Origin of the sequence: Sphingobacterium hotanense, assembly GCF_008274825.1 — a bacterium.
Classification (GTDB): domain Bacteria; phylum Bacteroidota; class Bacteroidia; order Sphingobacteriales; family Sphingobacteriaceae; genus Sphingobacterium; species Sphingobacterium hotanense.
Map to the genome: position 1 here is coordinate 616,010 of NZ_CP030848.1, position 17,732 is coordinate 633,741.

Genomic DNA, 17,732 nt, shown 5'->3' on the forward strand with positions numbered 1-17,732 from the left:
TTAAGACTCGAAGTGATGAACATAAGATACGAGAATATTAATTCTCGTATTTTTTTTGGTCGCTTTTGCCGGGAACTGAACAGCATGCAAAGTCAGGTCATCGTTTCCAATAATCAATTCGGTAAACATCCCTCTGAATTTGCTGTCTTTTACCCAATATTTTCCTTCGCTAGCCTCTTCAAACTGAATAGCCTCTTGATGAATGGCAATCAATCCTTTAGCATCAATAGCTAACTTTGAAGCCTGTTCTGCTGTTAATACATTGCTTTTAGCGAGCAATCTTGCGGTATAGGGATTCTGCGGATGATAATACAGTTCCGTTGGATTGCCTTGGTCTACGATAAGCCCGTTTTTCATGACGATCAGGTAATCCGCCATCGCCAAGACTTCTGCCGGGTCATGAGATACAAGTACTACCGTTAATCCAGTATCCTTTACGATTTGTTGAATATCCTGTTGAAGATCGTCGCGGAAAGCAGCGTCGACTTGGTTGAAAGGCTCGTCCATCAACAAAACCTCCGGATCATTGATTAAAGCGCGACAAATAGCCACCCTTTGCTTCTCACCGCCGCTTAGGTCGGCTACTCTTTTCTGCGCCAAGTGGTCCATCCGCAACTTCGCCAGCACTTCTTGGGTCTTATTACGTTTCCTGTCCAGGTCGGTATTTGGAAGTTGGGACGCCACATTATCCCAAACCTTCGCATACAGGTTGAGGTCATCAAATCCCTGCGACACCAGTTTCATCGCATCATGTCCAGGAATAAGCTTATCTTTTCTTGTCGGAACCAGCCATCCTCTATAGCGTACTTCGCCGGTAGCAGGTTCTGCCAAACCATAGATTAAACGCAGAAGCGTACTTTTTCCACTTCCCGATTCACCGATAATGGCAGTAATCTTCCCCTCCTCAATACCAAAATTTACCTCATTGACGGCAACGACGCGCTGCGTGCCTTCAAAAATACAGGACAGGTCTTTCCCATGAATTAAGGGTAGATTAGGTTGCTGTACATCGGAGAATATGTATTGACAAGAAGATGTTTTCTGACTCATAAATAAAACTTTCATGTTTCCATTGAAACAGCAGCAAAAAAGAATTCCTTGTTGTTCATGGAAAACAGACAATTCAAAAAAAGAAATGTCGGGCTTTTCAACCCGACACAAAAATACATTTTACAATCTGTAATTACTATTAAAAACCCAGTGTTAAACCGAATGTAAGGTTTCTGACGCCTTCTTGCGCCGGGCTTTTCTCGAACATATCGTTGATATAATATTTGGTAAATAAGCCAAAGTTGTCATAACCTATTCGTGCAAAGCCCCCGTATTGGAATGTCGCTAAGTTATAGGTGTCTTTGTATTTCTGTTTTCCAAACTCCTCACTTTTCAAGCGCTGTGTACCCTTCAACAATACACCTGTCATCGCGCCGAAAGCGAATTTCAAGCGTTTGCCATTGTTCAACTTATGGCTTCTCAACTCGAAGCTCAAAGGCAGTCGAAGGTAAGTGGATGTAAAAACGTTCTTTTTGTATTTAGAATTAGGGTCAAGGTCAGCAAATTCTAAGGGAGTCACATCTTTCAGCAAAAGCACATCATTTTCTAAGCGAAGATAGTTCCACTCGAAACCTGCAGATGCGTACACCTTAAAGACATCGCTGAAACGGACGCCGAATTGTGCGACATCAAAACCAAAGTTCGATGCTTTCTTATAGTCTAAATTCTTATTTCCTTCGGATAGGGTAAAGCTGCCATTATCTACTAATCTGGAGAAACCCCAGTCGACGCGAGAGAATGTGATCCCGCCAAAGGTACGTGGATAAGTTATTTTCTTCTCATCGTCTTTGTCGTCTTTGCCCACGTTAATATCAATCTCTGCGCGCACCTTTCGTTCCGTAGAGTCTGTTTTTGCCTCTTTGCTAATTTTGATTTGCGCTTGCGTAAATTGCAATCCTAAGCATAAAACTGCTGCAAATACTAGGGTAATTCTCGGTCTCATAACTTATCTTCTATTTCTTGCTAAACTTTTTGTTAAATCTATTCGAATGTTTCCTTCTTCATCGTTGCTGAACGATACGTCGCCACCACCGATATTGATGTTATCGGCAATACCGTTCAATACTTTTGTTAATATACTTTGTTTTGGTTTTTTATCGGTATTCGCTTTTTGCGCATACATTACTTCTTCATTTTCTATGATGTTCACCAGCGGCTGTATAGGTGCGACCTCACGATGGCTTAGCTGTATTTCATTATCCATCGCTTTTAATTCGGGCAACTCCACGCTGTTTTTCATCACTTCAATGGGTTCTACCTGTTCCTTTTCGATAGCGGTATAAACTTTTTGTCCTTGTTCTTTTACTTGCACAGTAGCTGTCGACTCCTGTTTTTTGGCTACCAACCTACTTGTTTTTTTTCCTTCGATAGAAATGGGAGAAGTTTCTTGTGGAACAACAGGGTAATTCTGGCTTTCCACTTCTTTTGTTTCAACAAATTCCTCTGTCTTCGGATAGGACAGTTCCGGTGCCTTCGCAATTTGTCGATGCTCAGCGGGTTGTGGTAATGCATCTTTCGAACGGTAGATGTAAATACCCACACCGAAGAATAACATGATGGCTGCGGCAGCGGCGAAATAGCGCCATAATACAATTGGCTTTGTCTCTACAGGCTCCTCAGTCGGTAGTTCCGAAGCAATTTTATCCCATAGCCCTGCAGGGGGCTTCGCCTCAGCATTCCTTAAGTTCTTGGCAAACAAGTCGTCTAATTCTTGATCTTTCATATGCCTAGTTCCTCCATTTTTATAATTCGTTCTCGAAGCCATTGCCTCGCTCGCGATAGTTGAGATTTGGAATTGCCTTCCGAAATCTGAAGCATATCCGCAATCTCCCTATGGTTATAGCCCTCTATCGCATATAGGTTAAATACTGTTTTATAACCTAATGGTAGCTCTTTAATCAATTTTAAGAGGTCTTTATAATCCAAATTGTTGAGCTGTAGCGTGGAATGCTCGACCAAATCCGCTCCGTAAACCTCTTCTGTAGAAACAAAACTCATTTTGTTCCTTCTATAAGTTTCAATTGCAGTATTGACCATGATTCTACGGATCCAACCTTCAAGAACGCCTGTGCCTTCAAAAAGTGCACTTTTTGTAAACACCTTAATAAATCCCTGTTGAAGCATGTCCTCAGCTTCAAAGGAATCCCGAGCATAACGAAGGCAGATAGCGTACATTTTGGGAGCGAAGTGCTGATACAGCTCAGCCTGCGCTTTTCGATCGTTAAGCTTGCAACGATCCCAAATATGTATAATTCTCTCTGGCTCCAATTGATGTTCGGTTTATTATAAAGACGCCGTCCCTAGCAAAAGGGTTGCAACAGAAAAGAAAATTATTTGATTTTTATCTTTCGGCTTTGAGTATCAATGATTTCTATTTCAATATTCACAGCGTCATCAGGGAGAATGTTTGGGATTTTCTCCGGCCATTCGATAAAACAGTATGCCCCCGAATAGAAATACTCCTCATAGCCCAAATCGTAGGCTTCCTGTTCATCCTTCAATCGGTAGAAATCAAAATGATAAATAGGACCAGCGGCAGTAGCATATTCATTGACAATGGAAAAGGTAGGACTCGAGGTACTATCCTCAACATCTAATACCTCACAAATAGCTTTGATAAAGGTGGTTTTTCCAGCACCCATCGCACCGTTAAAAAGAAAGATCTTCGCATCCGGTTTTTGTTGTAATAACCACTGCGCAGCAGCAGTCAGGTCATCCGTTGAGTTTACCAAGTATTCCATGCCCAAAATTAGCGAATATATACTATTGTTTTGGGGTATATGTTATAAATGGGATAATCATCTCTTCCAGCGATATGCCCCCATGTTGGAATGTACCGCTAAAGTGATTGACGAAGTGATTATAATTGTTAGGATAGACAAAATAGGTGTCTTCTTTTGCGAATACAAAAGCTGAGCTCACGTTTAAACGTGGTAATTGTGCTTCTAATGGGTTTTTAATAATAAATACATCCTTGTCTATAAAGTTGAGGTTTTTGCCCTGTTTATAGCGTAGGTTGGTATTGGTGTTTCTGTCGCCGATGATTTTACTTGGTTTACGGACGCGAATGGTACCGTGGTCGGTCGTAATAATGACGCGAACATTTTTCTGCGATAACCATTTTAGTACCTCTAATAAGGGAGAGTGTTCGAACCAGGAAAGTGTCAATGAGCGGTAGGCCGCTTCGTCATTAGCAAGTTCGCGGATCATGGCCATATCGGTGCGGGCGTGAGAAAGCATATCGACAAAATTGTAAACAAACACATTTAAGTCGATCTGCATATGCTTATTGATGTTTTCTAATACATCCCTTCCTTGTTCAAGCGTAATAACCTTGGTATAGCTATGCTTGATATCGCGGCGATAGATTCGTTTTACTTGATCGGCTAGGAAAACATCTTCGTAGAGGTTCTTGCCACCTTCATCGTCGTCATTCTGCCATTCTTTTGGGAAGCGTTTCTCCATTTCCAGTGGCGTTAAGCCTGAGAATATAGCGTTCCGAGCGTATTGTGTTGCGGTAGGAAGTATACTGTAATAGCTATCTTCCTCTTCCACGCGGTAATAATCAGAGATTACCTCATTGATGACCTTCCATTGGTCATAACGTAAGTTGTCGATCAGGAAAAAGAAGGTGGGCTTATCGGCTTCCATTTTTGGGAAAACCTTCTTCTTAAAAAGCTGATGTGATAAAATAGGTGCTTCTTCTGGGTTTTTCATCCAGTTGAGGTAGTTTTTCTCAATAAATTTGGAGAACAACAAGTTGGCTTCAGACTTCTGCATGGTCAAGATTTCATGCATGCCCGCATCTTCAAGTTTCTCCAAAGATAATTCCCAATAAAGGAGTTTTTTATAGGCTTCCACCCATTCTTCGTGGTTCAGATCATCGTTCATTCGCATTCCGAGTTGGCGGAAGTCCTGCTGATAGGCCATTGAAGTTCGTTCGCTCACCAATCGTCTATTTTCGGTGAACTTTTTGATCGTCAGAAGGATTTGCTTCGGATTGACCGGCTTGATCAGGTAATCGTCGATTTTTGCGCCGATAGCATCCTCCATCAGGTGCTCTTCTTCGTTTTTCGTTACCAGTACAGTAGGGATAGAAGGGTTGATGGACTTTAAAATGTTCAATGTTTCCAGGCCCGTTAATCCCGGCATATTTTCATCTAGAAATACTAAGTCGAAGGGTTCGCTTTTGAATGCTTCAACAGCATCGGCACCATTGTTTACGGTTTTGACCTTATAGTCTTTTTGTTCCAACAATAAAATATGAGGTTTTAAGAACTCAATTTCATCATCAGCCCAAAGTATATGTGTTTTTTGCATGGAATTTCACTGAATATACTTGCTAATTTACGTCTTTTTTCTTTGTGACAACGGAATATTAACCTTGCTTAACATTCACGTTGCTGTTTAATTGCTTGATTTGGAAGGCCCATTCGAACAAGCCTGATAATATTTGACTGTTTTTAATTAGTAATTTAAATCTCAGGGAATAATAGTTTTCTTTTTTGAAATTCTAGTTAATACAACCGTTTGTGTTTTTGTAGAATTGTCGGGTTTCCACTACCATAAGCCTGATATTCTCTTGATTTTAAGCATTATCTTTACCCCATATGGGGGAAAAGGTCTTTAAACTGTCTTTTTTGCGCTTTTTTTAACATTAATTAAGTATCATCTATGTATCTTTGCACGTATCTTAGCCTAGTATTAGATGGTTTGATGTCAAAACTAGGTTGTGTAAAGTGCTAGTTATTAGTCAGTTGAATAAGAAGAAAATAATAAATGACCCAGTTTACGGATTTGTAACAATTCCGTCGGGTTTCATTTACGATATCATCCAGCATCCATTTTTACAGCGTCTACGCTACATAAAACAGGTAAGCATGACCCATTTGGTTTATCCGGGGGCATTGCATACGCGTTTTCAGCATGTTATCGGGGCGATGCATTTGATGGGCTTAGCAATCGAAACGCTTCGGGGTAAGGAGGTAGAGATTTCGGAGGAAGAGGAGGAAGCAGCTTTAGCGGCTATTTTGTTGCATGATGTGGGCCACGGTCCATTTTCTCATTCGTTGGAGCACACCTTAGTGGAAGGTGTTTCACATGAAATCATTTCAGCTTTGCTGATGGATAAGTTAAATACGGAATTTGACGGGCGATTAAACCTGGCGATTACCATATTTAACAATAAATACCACCGTAAGTTCTTACATCAGTTGGTGTCTGGGCAACTGGATACCGATCGGATGGATTATTTAAATAGAGATAGCTTTTTTACCGGTGTATCTGAGGGGGTGATTTCCTTTGATCGTATTATCAAGATGTTGAACGTGAAGGACAATGAATTGGTAGTCGAGAGCAAAGGGATCTACTCGGTAGAGAAGTTCTTGATTGCGCGGAGGCTGATGTATTGGCAAGTTTATCTGCATAAGACGGTGATTACCGCCGAGCAGATGATGATCAAAGCCTTGGCCCGAGCAAAAGAATTGAGTAATCAAGGTGTTAGCTTATTTGCTACGCCAGCACTAGCTCATTTCCTGAAGAATCAAATCAACAAGGAAACCTTCCTAGAGGATGAGTCGCATTTGTCCTGGTTTACGCGTTTGGATGATACCGATATTATGTCGGCAATCAAAATCTGGGCAAGCCACGAAGATCCGATTCTAAGCTTGTTATGTTCAAAAATCGTTCATCGTGAACTGTTCCGAACAGAAATGAGCAAAACGCCTTTTTCTGCCGAATATCTGGAAGAAATAAAGGAAAGGGTTCTGAAAACGTTTGATGTCGAGGAAAAAGATTTGGGCTATTTTTTATATGAGCAGGTAGTAGGCAATAGTGCCTATGACACCTCGATAAACAGCATTCGTGTGTTGGAGAAGAATGGTCGCCTATGTGATATAGCCGAAGCATCTGATTTATCCAATATTGAAGCGTTGGCGAAACGTGTAGAAAAATATGCTGTGACCTATCCAAAGGAAATTGGGTATGTTAATGTCGAGATGCTCGAAGATTGTTAAAATACATATAATTACCGAATGCAATTCACCGCTGAACAGATAGCAACATTACTGAAAGGAACAGTGGAAGGGAATCCTGCCGTGTTGGTAGATAGTCTTTCCAAAATCGAAGAGTCTAATTCATCGAGCCTAACCTTTTTGGCCAATCCAAAATACGAGCATTTTATTTATGAGATCGAAGCTGGTATTATCGTTATTAACGAAGACCTTGTCCTGCAAAAACCTGTGAAATCCACATTAGTTCGTGTAAAGAACGCCTATTCGGCGTTTACCGAACTGCTTAAATTGTATCATGAACTTCGTAATGAGCGTCATGGCATAGATGAAGCTGTGCATATACACGAAACTGTGCAGATGGGCGAAAGCCCTTATATTGGCGCCTTTGCCTACATCGGCAAGAACGTAAAATTGGGTAATCGCGTTAAGATTTATCCGCAAGTTTATATTGGCGATAATGTGCAGATCGGCGACAATACCGTTTTATTTCCTGGAGCAAAGGTCTATGAGGATTGTATCATCGGAAAGTCGGTAATTGTGCATGCGGGTGCTGTAGTGGGTAGTGACGGCTTCGGTTTTGCGCCGAAAGAAGACGGAACCTATGATAAGATCCCGCAGATTGGGAATGTTATTATTGAGGATTTCGTTGAAATTGGAGCAAATACGGTGATTGACCGCGCAACAATGGGGTCGACCGTTATCCGCCAGGGCGTTAAATTGGACAACCTCATCCAAATCGCACACAACGTGGAAATCGGGAAAAATACGGTAATTGCAGCACAAACTGGAATTTCCGGTAGCACAAAGGTCGGAGAACACGTTGTCTTAGGAGGACAGGTTGGTGTGGTAGGCCATATTACGATTGCCAAGGGAACGCAAGTGCAGGCGCAATCTGGTATCAACCGTTCCATTTTAGATGAGAATAAGAAATGGGGGGGAAGCCCGGCATTTCCATATAATAATGAGCTACGCTCGCAGGTTCTATATTCCAAATTACCGGAGATGGAACGCCGTTTAGCGGAGCTTGAGAAGCAATTAAAAGAGAAAAATAATACCTAACTTTACCCGAATTACGCAAAACTATAATGATAGATATGAACGTTAAACAAAGAACCATTAAGTCCGATATCGAATTTTCGGGTGTTGGGTTGCACACGGGTAAGCAAGTGCACCTGACGTTAAAACCAGCACCGGAGAACCATTGGTATAAATTTAAACGTGTGGATTTAGATGGCGAACCTACTGTAAATGTTGACGCTGATAATGTGACAAATACGGCTAGAGGAACAACGATTTCTCAGAATGGCGCATCTGTCAGTACTATCGAGCACCTTATGGCTGCCCTTGTGGGTTTGCAGTTGGATAACGTATTGATCGAAATTGATGGCCCTGAAGTGCCAATTCTAGATGGTAGTGCTGCCATCTTCATAGATAAAATACAAGAAGTAGGTTTCCAAGATCAGGATGCTGATAGAGATTTCTTCGAAGTAACGGATAATATCCATTACAACGATCCTGAGAACAAAGTGGAAATCGTAGCGATGCCGGTAGATGGCTACCGCATTACTTGTATGATTGATTTCAACTCGCCGGTATTAGGAAGTCAGCACGCTTCCATCACTAACATCGATGAGTTTAGCAAAGAAATTGCGTCGTCACGCACATTCTGTTTCTTGCATGAATTAGAAGCTTTAGTAAGTCAGAACCTGATTAAAGGTGGGGACTTATCTAATGCAATAGTTATTGTCGACAAGGAAATAGAAGAAGATGAGTTGGAGAAACTTCAGGTATTGTTCCATAAGCGCGTGGAAGTTGCGCAAGAAGGAATTTTGAATAACATCTCATTACGACATCAGAATGAACCTGCCCGTCATAAACTATTGGATATGATCGGTGATTTGGCTTTAGTAGGCAAACCTATCAAGGGGCATATCATGGCGGCACGCCCAGGCCATGCGGCAAACGTAGCCTTTGCGAAACGTATTAAAGCGCAAATGAAGCGAGAAAAGAACAAAAAGAATGTGAAGGTCTATGACCCGAATACGCCGCCGGTGTACGATACGGTTCAGATCATGAACATATTACCTCACCGTCAACCATTCTTGATGATTGATAAGATCTTGGAACTTTCGGAAACCCACGTTGTTGGTTTGAAGAATGTAACCATGAATGAGGACTTATTTATGGGGCATTTCCCTGGTGCACCATTATTTCCTGGAGTATTGCAAATTGAAGCGATGGCTCAAACAGGAGGAATATTGGTTTTAAATACGGTACCTGATCCTGAAAACTGGTTGACTCTATTCTTGAAGATTGAAAACGCAAGATTCAAGAACCAAGTTGTACCGGGTGATACAGTTATCTTCACTTGTGAATTGTTAGAGCCTATTCGTCGTGGTATTGCACGTATGAAGGGTGTCGGCATGGTTGGAGACAAAGTGGTGAGTGAAGCTGAATTAATGGCTCAAATCGTGAAGGTAAAAGGATAATTAAAAAGAAATGATTCAACCCTTATCATACATACATCCTGAAGCTAAAATAGCACAGAATGTAGTCATTGAACCCTTTAGCACCATACACAAGGATGTGGAAATTGGCGAGGGAACGTGGATTGGCTCCAACGTGACCATCATGAATGGTGCACGCATTGGTAAAAACTGCCGGATATTTCCTGGGGCAGTAATTTCCGGTGAGCCGCAAGATCTAAAATTTGAAGGCGAGGTCACAACAGCGGAAATTGGTGATAATACCACGATTCGCGAATGTGTGACTATCAACCGCGGTACGAAAGATCGCTATAGAACCGTAATTGGAAAGAACTGCTTGATTCAAGCATATAGCCATATTGCGCACGATTGTTTTATCGGCGACAACTGTATCTTCTCTAACTCGAGTACCTTAGCAGGCCATATCACTGTTGGTGATTATGTGGTGCTTGCAGGGATGGTGGCAGTACATCAGTTTTGTAAAATCGGATCGCACGCCTTCGTTACAGGTGGTACACTTGTGCGCAAGGACGTTCCTCCGTATATTAAAGCAGCGCGCGAGCCTATTTCTTATGCCGGTATCAACTCGGTTGGACTAAGAAGAAGAGGCTACAGCAATGAACAAATTAATGAGATTCAGAACATCTACCGTGTGCTGTTTGTTCAACACAGTAATTTAGGTAAGGCTTTGGATATTGTCGAGGCAGAATTTGAAGCAACGGAACTAAGAGATGAGATTCTTGGCTTCGTCAGAGCTTCTAACCGCGGTGTTGTAAAAGGTTTTGGACAGGGTAGATCGGGTATTTAACTTTAAGCAAGTGATTATTTGAATATAACTTTACAAGATATTGGTAGAAGGTATAATCGAGAATGGATTTTTAGACATATCGATTATACCTTTTCTTTTGGAAACCGCTACGCTATTTTGGGTCCCAATGGTTCTGGTAAGTCTACTTTGATTAAGGTGCTGACCGGTGCATTGACCCCGAGTGAAGGAACGCTAGGATACCCAAAGGACGGGAAGGAAGTGGAGATTGAGGAAGTCTACCGACATACGGCTATTGCAGCGCCTTATGTTGAATTGATTGAGGAATTTACCCTTAGCGAACTGATAGATTTTCATTTTCAATTTAAGCCGCTCCTGAATGGATTTTCATTAGAAGCCGTTAAGGAATGCTTGGGATTTGGTGAAAATGTATTTCAAAAGGAGATTCGTCATTTCTCCTCAGGGATGAAGCAACGCGTAAAGCTTGTTTTGGCTTGTTGTTCCGATAGTAAGATTCTTTTCTTGGACGAGCCGACGAGCAATCTGGATAAAGTGGGTGAGGCATGGTATTTAGATTTAGTAGAGGATACCGTAAAAGACCGCCTGCTGATCATCGGTTCCAATCAAGAACATGAGTATGCCTTCTGCAACGAATATCTTGAAATAATGGATTTTAAATAGACAATTTGGGTTACTTTTTATATTTTTGTGACCAATAATTAATATAGACTATGGCAAAAGCTTCAGATGTAAAGAGTGGGAATGTCCTACGTTTTAATGGTGAATTAGTAACGGTTGAGGAGTTTATCCACCGTACGCCAGGAAACTTACGTGCGTTCTATCAAGCTAGAATGCGCAATGTGAAGACCGGTAAATTAGTAGAATACAGATTTAGAACCGATGAAGAGGTAGAGATTGCTCGTGTAGAGACTAACGACTACCAATATTTATATGAGGATGGAGACTTTTTCGTAGTAATGGACAACGAGACTTACGAACAGTTCAATATCCCGAAATTGCTTTTCGGAAGCACAGCACGTTTCTTGAAAGAAGGTATGAATGTAATCGTTGCGTTTGAGAGCGACGAGCCTATCATGGCACAAGCGCCTCAGAACGTTGAATTGGAGATTACTTATACAGAGCCTGCGGTTAAAGGTGATACATCAACAAACGCGTTGAAAAAAGCAACTGTGGAAACAGGAGTGGAGATCAATGTGCCTTTGTTTATTAACCAAGGTGATAAAGTTAAAGTTGATACGCGTACTGGTGATTACATCGAACGTGTAAAATAATATTTAGGTTTAGGTTGATTATTCGGTCTTGTTAGCGCTCAGCTGCAAGGCCGTTTTTTTTGATACACATGAAGAAGCAAGAACTACGCGAAATCTATAAGGCACGACGCAATGGCTTAACAGCAGAGCAATTGACCTTGTTGGATGAGCAGCTATTAGAGCAATTGCAGCAATATGATTGGTCGGCAGTTCGGTATCTGCATCTTTATCTATCTATCGAGAAGTTCAAGGAGTTCAATACCTGGCCATTCATTAAATGGATTTGGCAGCAATACCCGGAAATAACATTAGTTACTTCGAAGTCAGATTTTGAAACACATCAGCTTCATCATTATCGTTTAGAGAAGGACGGCAAGCTGCTGAGCAACTCTTGGGGTATACCAGAACCTATCGATGCTGAGGAGGTGGCTGTGGAGCTTATCGATGCAGTCCTGACGCCCTTGTTGGTTGTTGATCAGCACGGTAATCGAGTGGGCTATGGAAAGGGTTTCTACGATCGTTTCTTAGCAAATTGTAGACCCAATGTATTGAAGTTCGGAATATCCTATTTCGAACCTGTTCCGTTGATTGAGGACGTCAATGAATGGGATGTCGCAATCTCCCGGCTGTTTACTCCCGGTAAAACTTTTTATCTAGAAGGCTAATCCGGACTACAAATCTCAAATTAAAGAGCATTTTCTGCAATTTCGCCAATATGTAGGCGTTCTGATTGTATTAATGCGATTTAGCATACATGCTATGCAGCACAGAAAGAGGGATAGATCAGAGATCTTTAAGATAATAGAAATGACGTTGTCTAAAAAGCTATGATTAACATAATTTCGTTATTTACTCCCTGTGATGCTTATTCAAGCATATAACCGGCTAATAGATAAATCAATTAGCCACAAGGTTAACATAAGCTTTTTAGACACGTTCTTTCGTAAAGAACGAGGAGATTTGAAAAGAGAATTTCATTCATATAATCCTAACTTGTAATAGTTAAAGAAAAGGCCTTCCGATTGGATGGCCCTTTTTCTTTTGATAAATATAAGCTGTCCTCAAGGGCAGCTTTATCTTTTACTTGTAGAGGATTCTGAACTTGATAGTATTATCGATCTGCTTCAGCTGCTTCAGCATCTTTTTATCATATGCGGCATCGATATCCGTTACTGCGTAGCCTATTTCGCCACGCGTCATCAGGAATTGAGAGAATATGTTGATGTTATTCTCCGCATATACATTGTTGATCTGCGCCATGATGCCCGGTACATTCTTATGGATATGTAATAGACGGTGCGCGCGTGTAAGCTTCGGTAACAGCATATTAGGGAAGTTGCGGCTTTGATCGGTATCACCATGGTTGATGAAATCGGCCATTCGGCGTGGGATAAACTCCGAATTGCGTTTTTTTCCTTTTTTGTCGTCGAAGACAACAATTCCCTTTTCATTACAGATCGTCTTTGACACACGGCCTTTGATATCGCCTAAGTATCCGATAGTCTTCAATTTGTCGGCTCTACTCAGTTGCTCGTCCGTGATGCTGATATCCGAACCTAACAGAATCATGCCGACATCTTTGGTGTATTTTTCTTCGAAAGTTTCTTTAACGCGGATGGAGAATCCGTCGCGCTTTAAGATATGGGAAGCAATCTCCGGAACATTACCTACGATAAGACAAAGGATTCGGTTCTTTGGATAGGATATTGCTCGTGGAAGGTCATTAACATATAGGAATTCATCAAAGCTTGGCGCGATATGATCTGCTTTATCGGTCACCGATTGGCGAGCGATGTTCTCCGTAAATGCGTAGAACTTCTCAATTAACCCGGATTCTTTTAACTGAAAATCAGAGTAACCATCTCCAATACCGAAGATTCGGCCTTGAATTTCCAATTGCTTTAATAGTTTCACTTTTCCGCCCTCATCTGACAAGGGGTTTGCTTCGTCATATCCGATGATGTTGCCCGCTTCATCAAATTTAAACGTGTTAGCGTAGATGTTTTCTTTCTTGATGTGATAAGGAATAACTACAGGCGTAATAAACTCTTTGAACCCCCCAGACACAATCCAAGCAGTATCTGCATTGTCTTTGAAGAACTCTTTGTTCCGGCTAAAGGATTTCGAGACCTTTTTCTTCAGGTGGACAATTAATTTGGCAAGGTGATCACGGTTTGCTTCTAAAAGCTTAACACGGCCAGCAAGGCTTTCACGAAATGAAATCTTCCCCTCCATCGCCAGATTCGTAAATCTTTCGATTTCCTCATAAATGGCTTGGCGGTTGGGGTTATTTTCTAATGAAATTCGTGCTAATTCGTCTAATGCTTCGACTTGGGTAAAGGTGCTGTCGAAGTCAATAATGTAGTAATTTTTCACGTTATTATATTCTGTTTAGATTGTTTTCGTGTAATAGGTGTCGATTACTTCCTTCAAGGTATTATCCAATGGTTTGAAGGATACGCCTAGGGCTTTTGTAATCTTGCTATTGTCGTATTCTAGTTTCTTATTGGCTGCCCTCGCAGTCTCTTTGGTCAAAGCAGGACGCTTTCCATTGAGAAAAGATGCAACTTTCGATAGGCGCCATGCCATCGACAAAACAACACGACTCGCAGCAATACTTGGTCTAGGTTTCTGCATGTAGTCGCTGATCTTGCTCAACAAGTCTTGATTACTAATGTTTTCTGCATTGAGGATGAAACGCTCACCCGTAATATCCGAGTTCATCAACTTGATCATGATCTGGGCAACATCATCTACATCTACAATGCCTACGCTGCCTAAGGGATAGATTTTATTTCCCTTTTTTACCATGTCAAATATGGTTCTAGATCCATTCTCTCCCGGGCCAACGCCCATGATGATTGATGGATTAACGATGACAGCGTCTAAGCCTTCAACAATTCCTCGCCACACTTCCATTTCGCTCTCATATTTGGCTAGAGAATAGTTCGAGATTTTTCTGTTGTATTCCCACTTGTCGGATTCCTTGATAGGAAGTCCTAACTTATTGGTGCCTAACGCAGCAATAGAGCTAACGTGGACTAAGCGGGCCTGATAAAGCAGGGAAAGATTAACGATGTGTTTGGTGCCTTCGATATTCGTTTGAAACATCGCCGTGACATCCTCCTTATGGTAGGAGATTTTAGCAGCGCAGTGGTAAACTTGCTGAATGGTCGGGAATATCTCTTTCAACGCAAAATAATCAGTGATATCCGCGTCTACCCATTGTATTAAAGAAGAGGATTTTAAATGATCGGGAATGATAGAAGTAGGTCTTTTCAACGCTACGATACTTTCGCCATTATCAATAAGGTGTTTTAAAACTGTTGAACCTAAAAATCCTGTACCACCTGTAACTAAAATCACGTTAAACTTATTGTTGAAAATTGCTGAATTCAAAGATAACCTATTGAAAAGTCCTATGCAAGTCATTTTAGACCGTACATCTTACTTTTGAGTAAATATTTTATCCAGCACTTTGCAGCTATCCAAAAAGACTTCCTAACTTTTTGTTGAAAAAATGTTCTTAGCAATATTTATTTATAAAATGCATCTTTGTTAAAATCCACGGAAGCCATAGTTTTAACTTCCTGCAACAGCGCAATATATGACATTAGCAGACTTTCTAAGCCCCATCTCCCTAGCCGATCTAGGTGAAGAAACGACTTATTACAACTCTCAATTCGGAAAGATCATCGAAAAATATACCGACAGCTTTCCCGATATCTTTGAAGCGGATGTAAAACCGAACATAGCCATCATTGGGATTGAAGAGGATCGAGCGGCGGTGAACAACAAGGGAGCAGCGAAAGGAGCGAATCAGGTCCGCAGACATCTCTATGATCTATATCAGGGAGATTATACGGTGAAGATTGTAGATCTAGGGAATATTAAAGCTGGAGCAACCATCAAGGATACTTACGTGGCGGTGAAGCTTGTGTTGGAGGAATTGATCAAACATGATATCTTGCCAATCTTAATTGGAGGTGGCCATGATTTGACCTATGCGCAATACACTGCTTATGAGAACTTAGAACAGCGTGTAGAAGTCGCTATCATCGACTCTAAGTTTGATTTAGATCAGGATTATAGTGAGAATACGTCATTAAACTCAAATACCTTCTTAAACCATATCATACTACATCAGCCAGATTATCTGTTTAACCTTAGCAATATTGGATATCAGACATATCTAGTGAGCAAGGAGTCTATCAATATGTATGATAAACTTTTCTTCAACGCGTTGCGTCTTGGTGCATTTTCCGGCAAGCTTGACCAAGCGGAGCCAATCATCCGATCGGCAGATATGGTCAGCTTCGATATTAGCGCTATCCGCGCATCGGAAGCAGGCGGTAATGCGAATGCAGGACCCAATGGTCTGTACGGCGATGAGGCCTGCCAATTAGCGCGTTATGCCGGTATGTCAGATAAGTGTTCGTCGGTAGGATTTTATGAATACAACCCGAGCTTTGACCCTATGGGGCAAACAGCAATGTTGATATCGCAAATGATATGGTGCTTTGTGGATGGTTATTACAGTCGTAAGAAGGATGCGCCTATGTATCCGAAATCAAACTACATGATCTATCGTACGACTTTGGAAGCGGAAGATTACGAGTTAGTATTCGTGAAGAGCAAGAGATCGGATCGTTGGTGGATGCAGGTGCCTTATTTCGGTTCAAAATCCGTAAATGAGAGGTTCTATCTGGTGCCTTGTCGATACGAGGATTACCAGTTGGCCGTGGCAGGTGAGATGCCTGATTTATGGTGGAAAACACATCAGAAACTACAATAGAATTCTTTTTTTAATTATTGGGAATGGAAAGTTTGTATATAGCGATCATCATCATTTTGTTGGTCATAGTAATCTATGCGCTGTGGCGAAACGGACAGGCGGTTAGTAGATCGACCCATGAACGTGCGATAAAAGAACAACAGCAATTACAGATTGAGTATGGCAAGTTGCAGGAAAGAGAGCGGTTAACAAATGTTGAGCGCGAAAGATTGCAAAAGGAATTAACGGCAGAAGTCAATAATAGGCAAGCCATTGAGCGAACCTTGGAAGGAACGAATGCTTACCTACAAGCCCAGCAAGATAAGTTTGCGGAGCAAAAGATAGAGATAGAAAACCTCAAAAAACAATTCAATTCAGAATTTCAGGTACTTGCGAATAAGATTCTGGAAGAGAAGACGCTCAAGTTTACTCAGCAGAATCAGCAGAACATAAGTTTGATTCTAGACCCTTTGAAAGAAAAGATTAAGTCGTTTGAGGAGAAAGTAGAGAAGACCTATCAGCAGGAGTCTGCGGAGCGCAGCGTTTTAAAAGGCGTTGTTGAACAGCTGATGCAGCAGAGTATGCAGATAAAAGACGAGGCGAATAATCTTGCTAAAGCCCTGAAAGGGGATAATAAGAGACAGGGGAACTGGGGGGAAGTTATTTTAGAGCGTGTGTTGGAGCGTTCGGGATTATTGAAAGACCAAGAGTATAAATTGCAAGCAGCCATCCTTGACGAGGACGGGAAGAGGCTGCAACCTGATGCCGTCATCTTTCTCCCTGACGAGAAGCACTTGATCGTCGATTCGAAACTATCCCTCGTTGCCTACGAAAGAGCGGTCAATGCAGATACAGAAGAAGATAGAGCATTATTTGTTAAACAGCATGTGCAATCCATTGAGAACCATGTTAAAGAGCTTTCTGCCAAGGATTACCAGTCTTTGTATAAGATTGTGTCGCCGGAGTTTGTATTGATGTTCATTCCGATTGAATCCTCGCTTAGTCTTGCCGTTAACCATAAGCCGGAGTTGTTTTCCGATGCTTGGGATAGGAGAGTGGTTATTGTAAGCCCGTCGACCTTGCTTGCTACGCTAAGGACCATAGCGAGCATTTGGAAACAGGAGCGCCAAAATAGAAATGTTTTGGAAATAGCTAAAGAGGCGGGCCTATTATACGACAAATTCGTTGGTTTCTTAGACGATATGGACCAGATTCAAAGCTTTATCCAAAAGGCTGCTTCGAAGCATGAGGATGCGATGAAAAAGCTATCTACGGGGTCAGGAAATGTGATCAAGAAAGTCGAATCACTGAAGGTATTAGGCGCGAAAGCGAACAAACAAATAAACGATAAGCATCTAGAAGAATAAAGGGCTG

17 protein-coding genes are annotated in these 17,732 nt (G+C 41.5%); 9 read left to right on the forward strand and 8 right to left on the reverse strand.

Features of this window, described 5'->3' with window-relative positions; translation table 11 throughout:
* The 6 genes from DSM08_RS02505 to porX all read right to left on the reverse strand — a co-directional run bounded on the left by DSM08_RS02505 (position 1) and on the right by porX (position 5,370).
* Positions 1-1,065: an ABC transporter ATP-binding protein gene (locus tag DSM08_RS02505; RefSeq protein ID WP_246172417.1), complete on the reverse strand. Its 1,065-nt coding sequence runs from the start codon at positions 1,063-1,065 to the stop codon at positions 1-3.
* Positions 1,066-1,189: 124 nt separating this feature from the next.
* Entirely contained in the window at positions 1,190-1,993 is an 804-nt protein-coding gene (locus DSM08_RS02510) for an outer membrane beta-barrel protein (protein WP_149524663.1), read from the reverse strand.
* Between the two features lie 3 nt (positions 1,994-1,996).
* Positions 1,997-2,773, reverse strand: a complete 777-nt coding sequence (locus tag DSM08_RS02515; protein WP_149524664.1) for an anti-sigma factor — start codon at positions 2,771-2,773, stop codon at positions 1,997-1,999.
* On the reverse strand, positions 2,770-3,318 hold the full coding sequence (locus DSM08_RS02520; RefSeq protein WP_246172419.1) for an RNA polymerase sigma factor: 549 nt from the start codon (positions 3,316-3,318) through the stop codon (positions 2,770-2,772). The genes DSM08_RS02515 and DSM08_RS02520 overlap by 4 nt, the downstream gene beginning before the upstream one ends.
* A 62-nt stretch (positions 3,319-3,380) precedes the next feature.
* Complete coding sequence (gene tsaE / locus DSM08_RS02525; protein WP_149524665.1) at positions 3,381-3,791, reverse strand: tRNA (adenosine(37)-N6)-threonylcarbamoyltransferase complex ATPase subunit type 1 TsaE; 411 nt, start codon at positions 3,789-3,791, stop codon at positions 3,381-3,383.
* Positions 3,792-3,813: 22 nt separating this feature from the next.
* Complete coding sequence (porX, locus tag DSM08_RS02530; protein WP_149524666.1) at positions 3,814-5,370, reverse strand: T9SS response regulator signal transducer PorX; 1,557 nt, start codon at positions 5,368-5,370, stop codon at positions 3,814-3,816.
* 410 nt (positions 5,371-5,780) lie between these two features.
* Here porX and DSM08_RS02535 point away from each other — a divergent pair, with 410 nt between their 5' ends.
* The 7 genes from DSM08_RS02535 (at position 5,781) to DSM08_RS02565 (ending at position 12,249) form a co-directional block, all read left to right on the forward strand.
* Entirely contained in the window at positions 5,781-7,064 is a 1,284-nt protein-coding gene (locus DSM08_RS02535; RefSeq protein ID WP_394344161.1) for an HD domain-containing protein, read from the forward strand.
* An 18-nt stretch (positions 7,065-7,082) separates the two neighbouring features.
* Complete coding sequence (gene lpxD / locus DSM08_RS02540) at positions 7,083-8,120, forward strand: UDP-3-O-(3-hydroxymyristoyl)glucosamine N-acyltransferase (RefSeq protein ID WP_149524667.1); 1,038 nt, start codon at positions 7,083-7,085, stop codon at positions 8,118-8,120.
* Between the two features lie 35 nt (positions 8,121-8,155).
* Positions 8,156-9,550: a bifunctional UDP-3-O-[3-hydroxymyristoyl] N-acetylglucosamine deacetylase/3-hydroxyacyl-ACP dehydratase gene (locus DSM08_RS02545; protein ID WP_187773967.1), complete on the forward strand. Its 1,395-nt coding sequence runs from the start codon at positions 8,156-8,158 to the stop codon at positions 9,548-9,550.
* A 10-nt stretch (positions 9,551-9,560) separates the two neighbouring features.
* Entirely contained in the window at positions 9,561-10,355 is a 795-nt protein-coding gene (gene lpxA, locus DSM08_RS02550) for an acyl-ACP--UDP-N-acetylglucosamine O-acyltransferase (RefSeq protein WP_149524669.1), read from the forward strand.
* An 18-nt stretch (positions 10,356-10,373) separates the two neighbouring features.
* Complete coding sequence (locus DSM08_RS02555) at positions 10,374-10,994, forward strand: ABC transporter ATP-binding protein (RefSeq protein ID WP_149524670.1); 621 nt, start codon at positions 10,374-10,376, stop codon at positions 10,992-10,994.
* Positions 10,995-11,044: 50 nt separating this feature from the next.
* Entirely contained in the window at positions 11,045-11,605 is a 561-nt protein-coding gene (efp, locus tag DSM08_RS02560; RefSeq protein WP_149524671.1) for an elongation factor P, read from the forward strand.
* Positions 11,606-11,673: 68 nt separating this feature from the next.
* Positions 11,674-12,249, forward strand: coding sequence for a 5-formyltetrahydrofolate cyclo-ligase (locus DSM08_RS02565; RefSeq protein WP_149524672.1), 576 nt, complete (start codon positions 11,674-11,676; stop codon positions 12,247-12,249).
* A 415-nt stretch (positions 12,250-12,664) separates the two neighbouring features.
* Here DSM08_RS02565 and DSM08_RS02570 read toward each other — a convergent pair whose 3' ends face one another.
* Positions 12,665-13,960: an HAD-IB family phosphatase gene (locus DSM08_RS02570; RefSeq protein WP_149524673.1), complete on the reverse strand. Its 1,296-nt coding sequence runs from the start codon at positions 13,958-13,960 to the stop codon at positions 12,665-12,667.
* A gap of 15 nt (positions 13,961-13,975) precedes the next feature.
* The gene (locus DSM08_RS02575) at positions 13,976-14,950 is read right to left on the reverse strand and encodes an NAD-dependent epimerase/dehydratase family protein (RefSeq protein ID WP_149527624.1); all 975 of its coding nucleotides are present in this window, start codon (positions 14,948-14,950) and stop codon (positions 13,976-13,978) included.
* A 241-nt stretch (positions 14,951-15,191) separates the two neighbouring features.
* Between DSM08_RS02575 and DSM08_RS02580 the strand changes: the two genes are divergently transcribed.
* Together DSM08_RS02580 and DSM08_RS02585 are read left to right on the forward strand one after the other, a co-directional pair.
* Positions 15,192-16,379, forward strand: coding sequence for a formimidoylglutamase (locus DSM08_RS02580; protein ID WP_149524674.1), 1,188 nt, complete (start codon positions 15,192-15,194; stop codon positions 16,377-16,379).
* Positions 16,380-16,402: 23 nt separating this feature from the next.
* Positions 16,403-17,725 carry a DNA recombination protein RmuC gene (locus DSM08_RS02585; RefSeq protein WP_149524675.1) on the forward strand — a complete coding sequence of 441 codons (1,323 nt, stop codon included), beginning with the start codon at positions 16,403-16,405 and terminating at the stop codon, positions 17,723-17,725.
* Positions 17,726-17,732 lie beyond the last annotated feature (7 nt).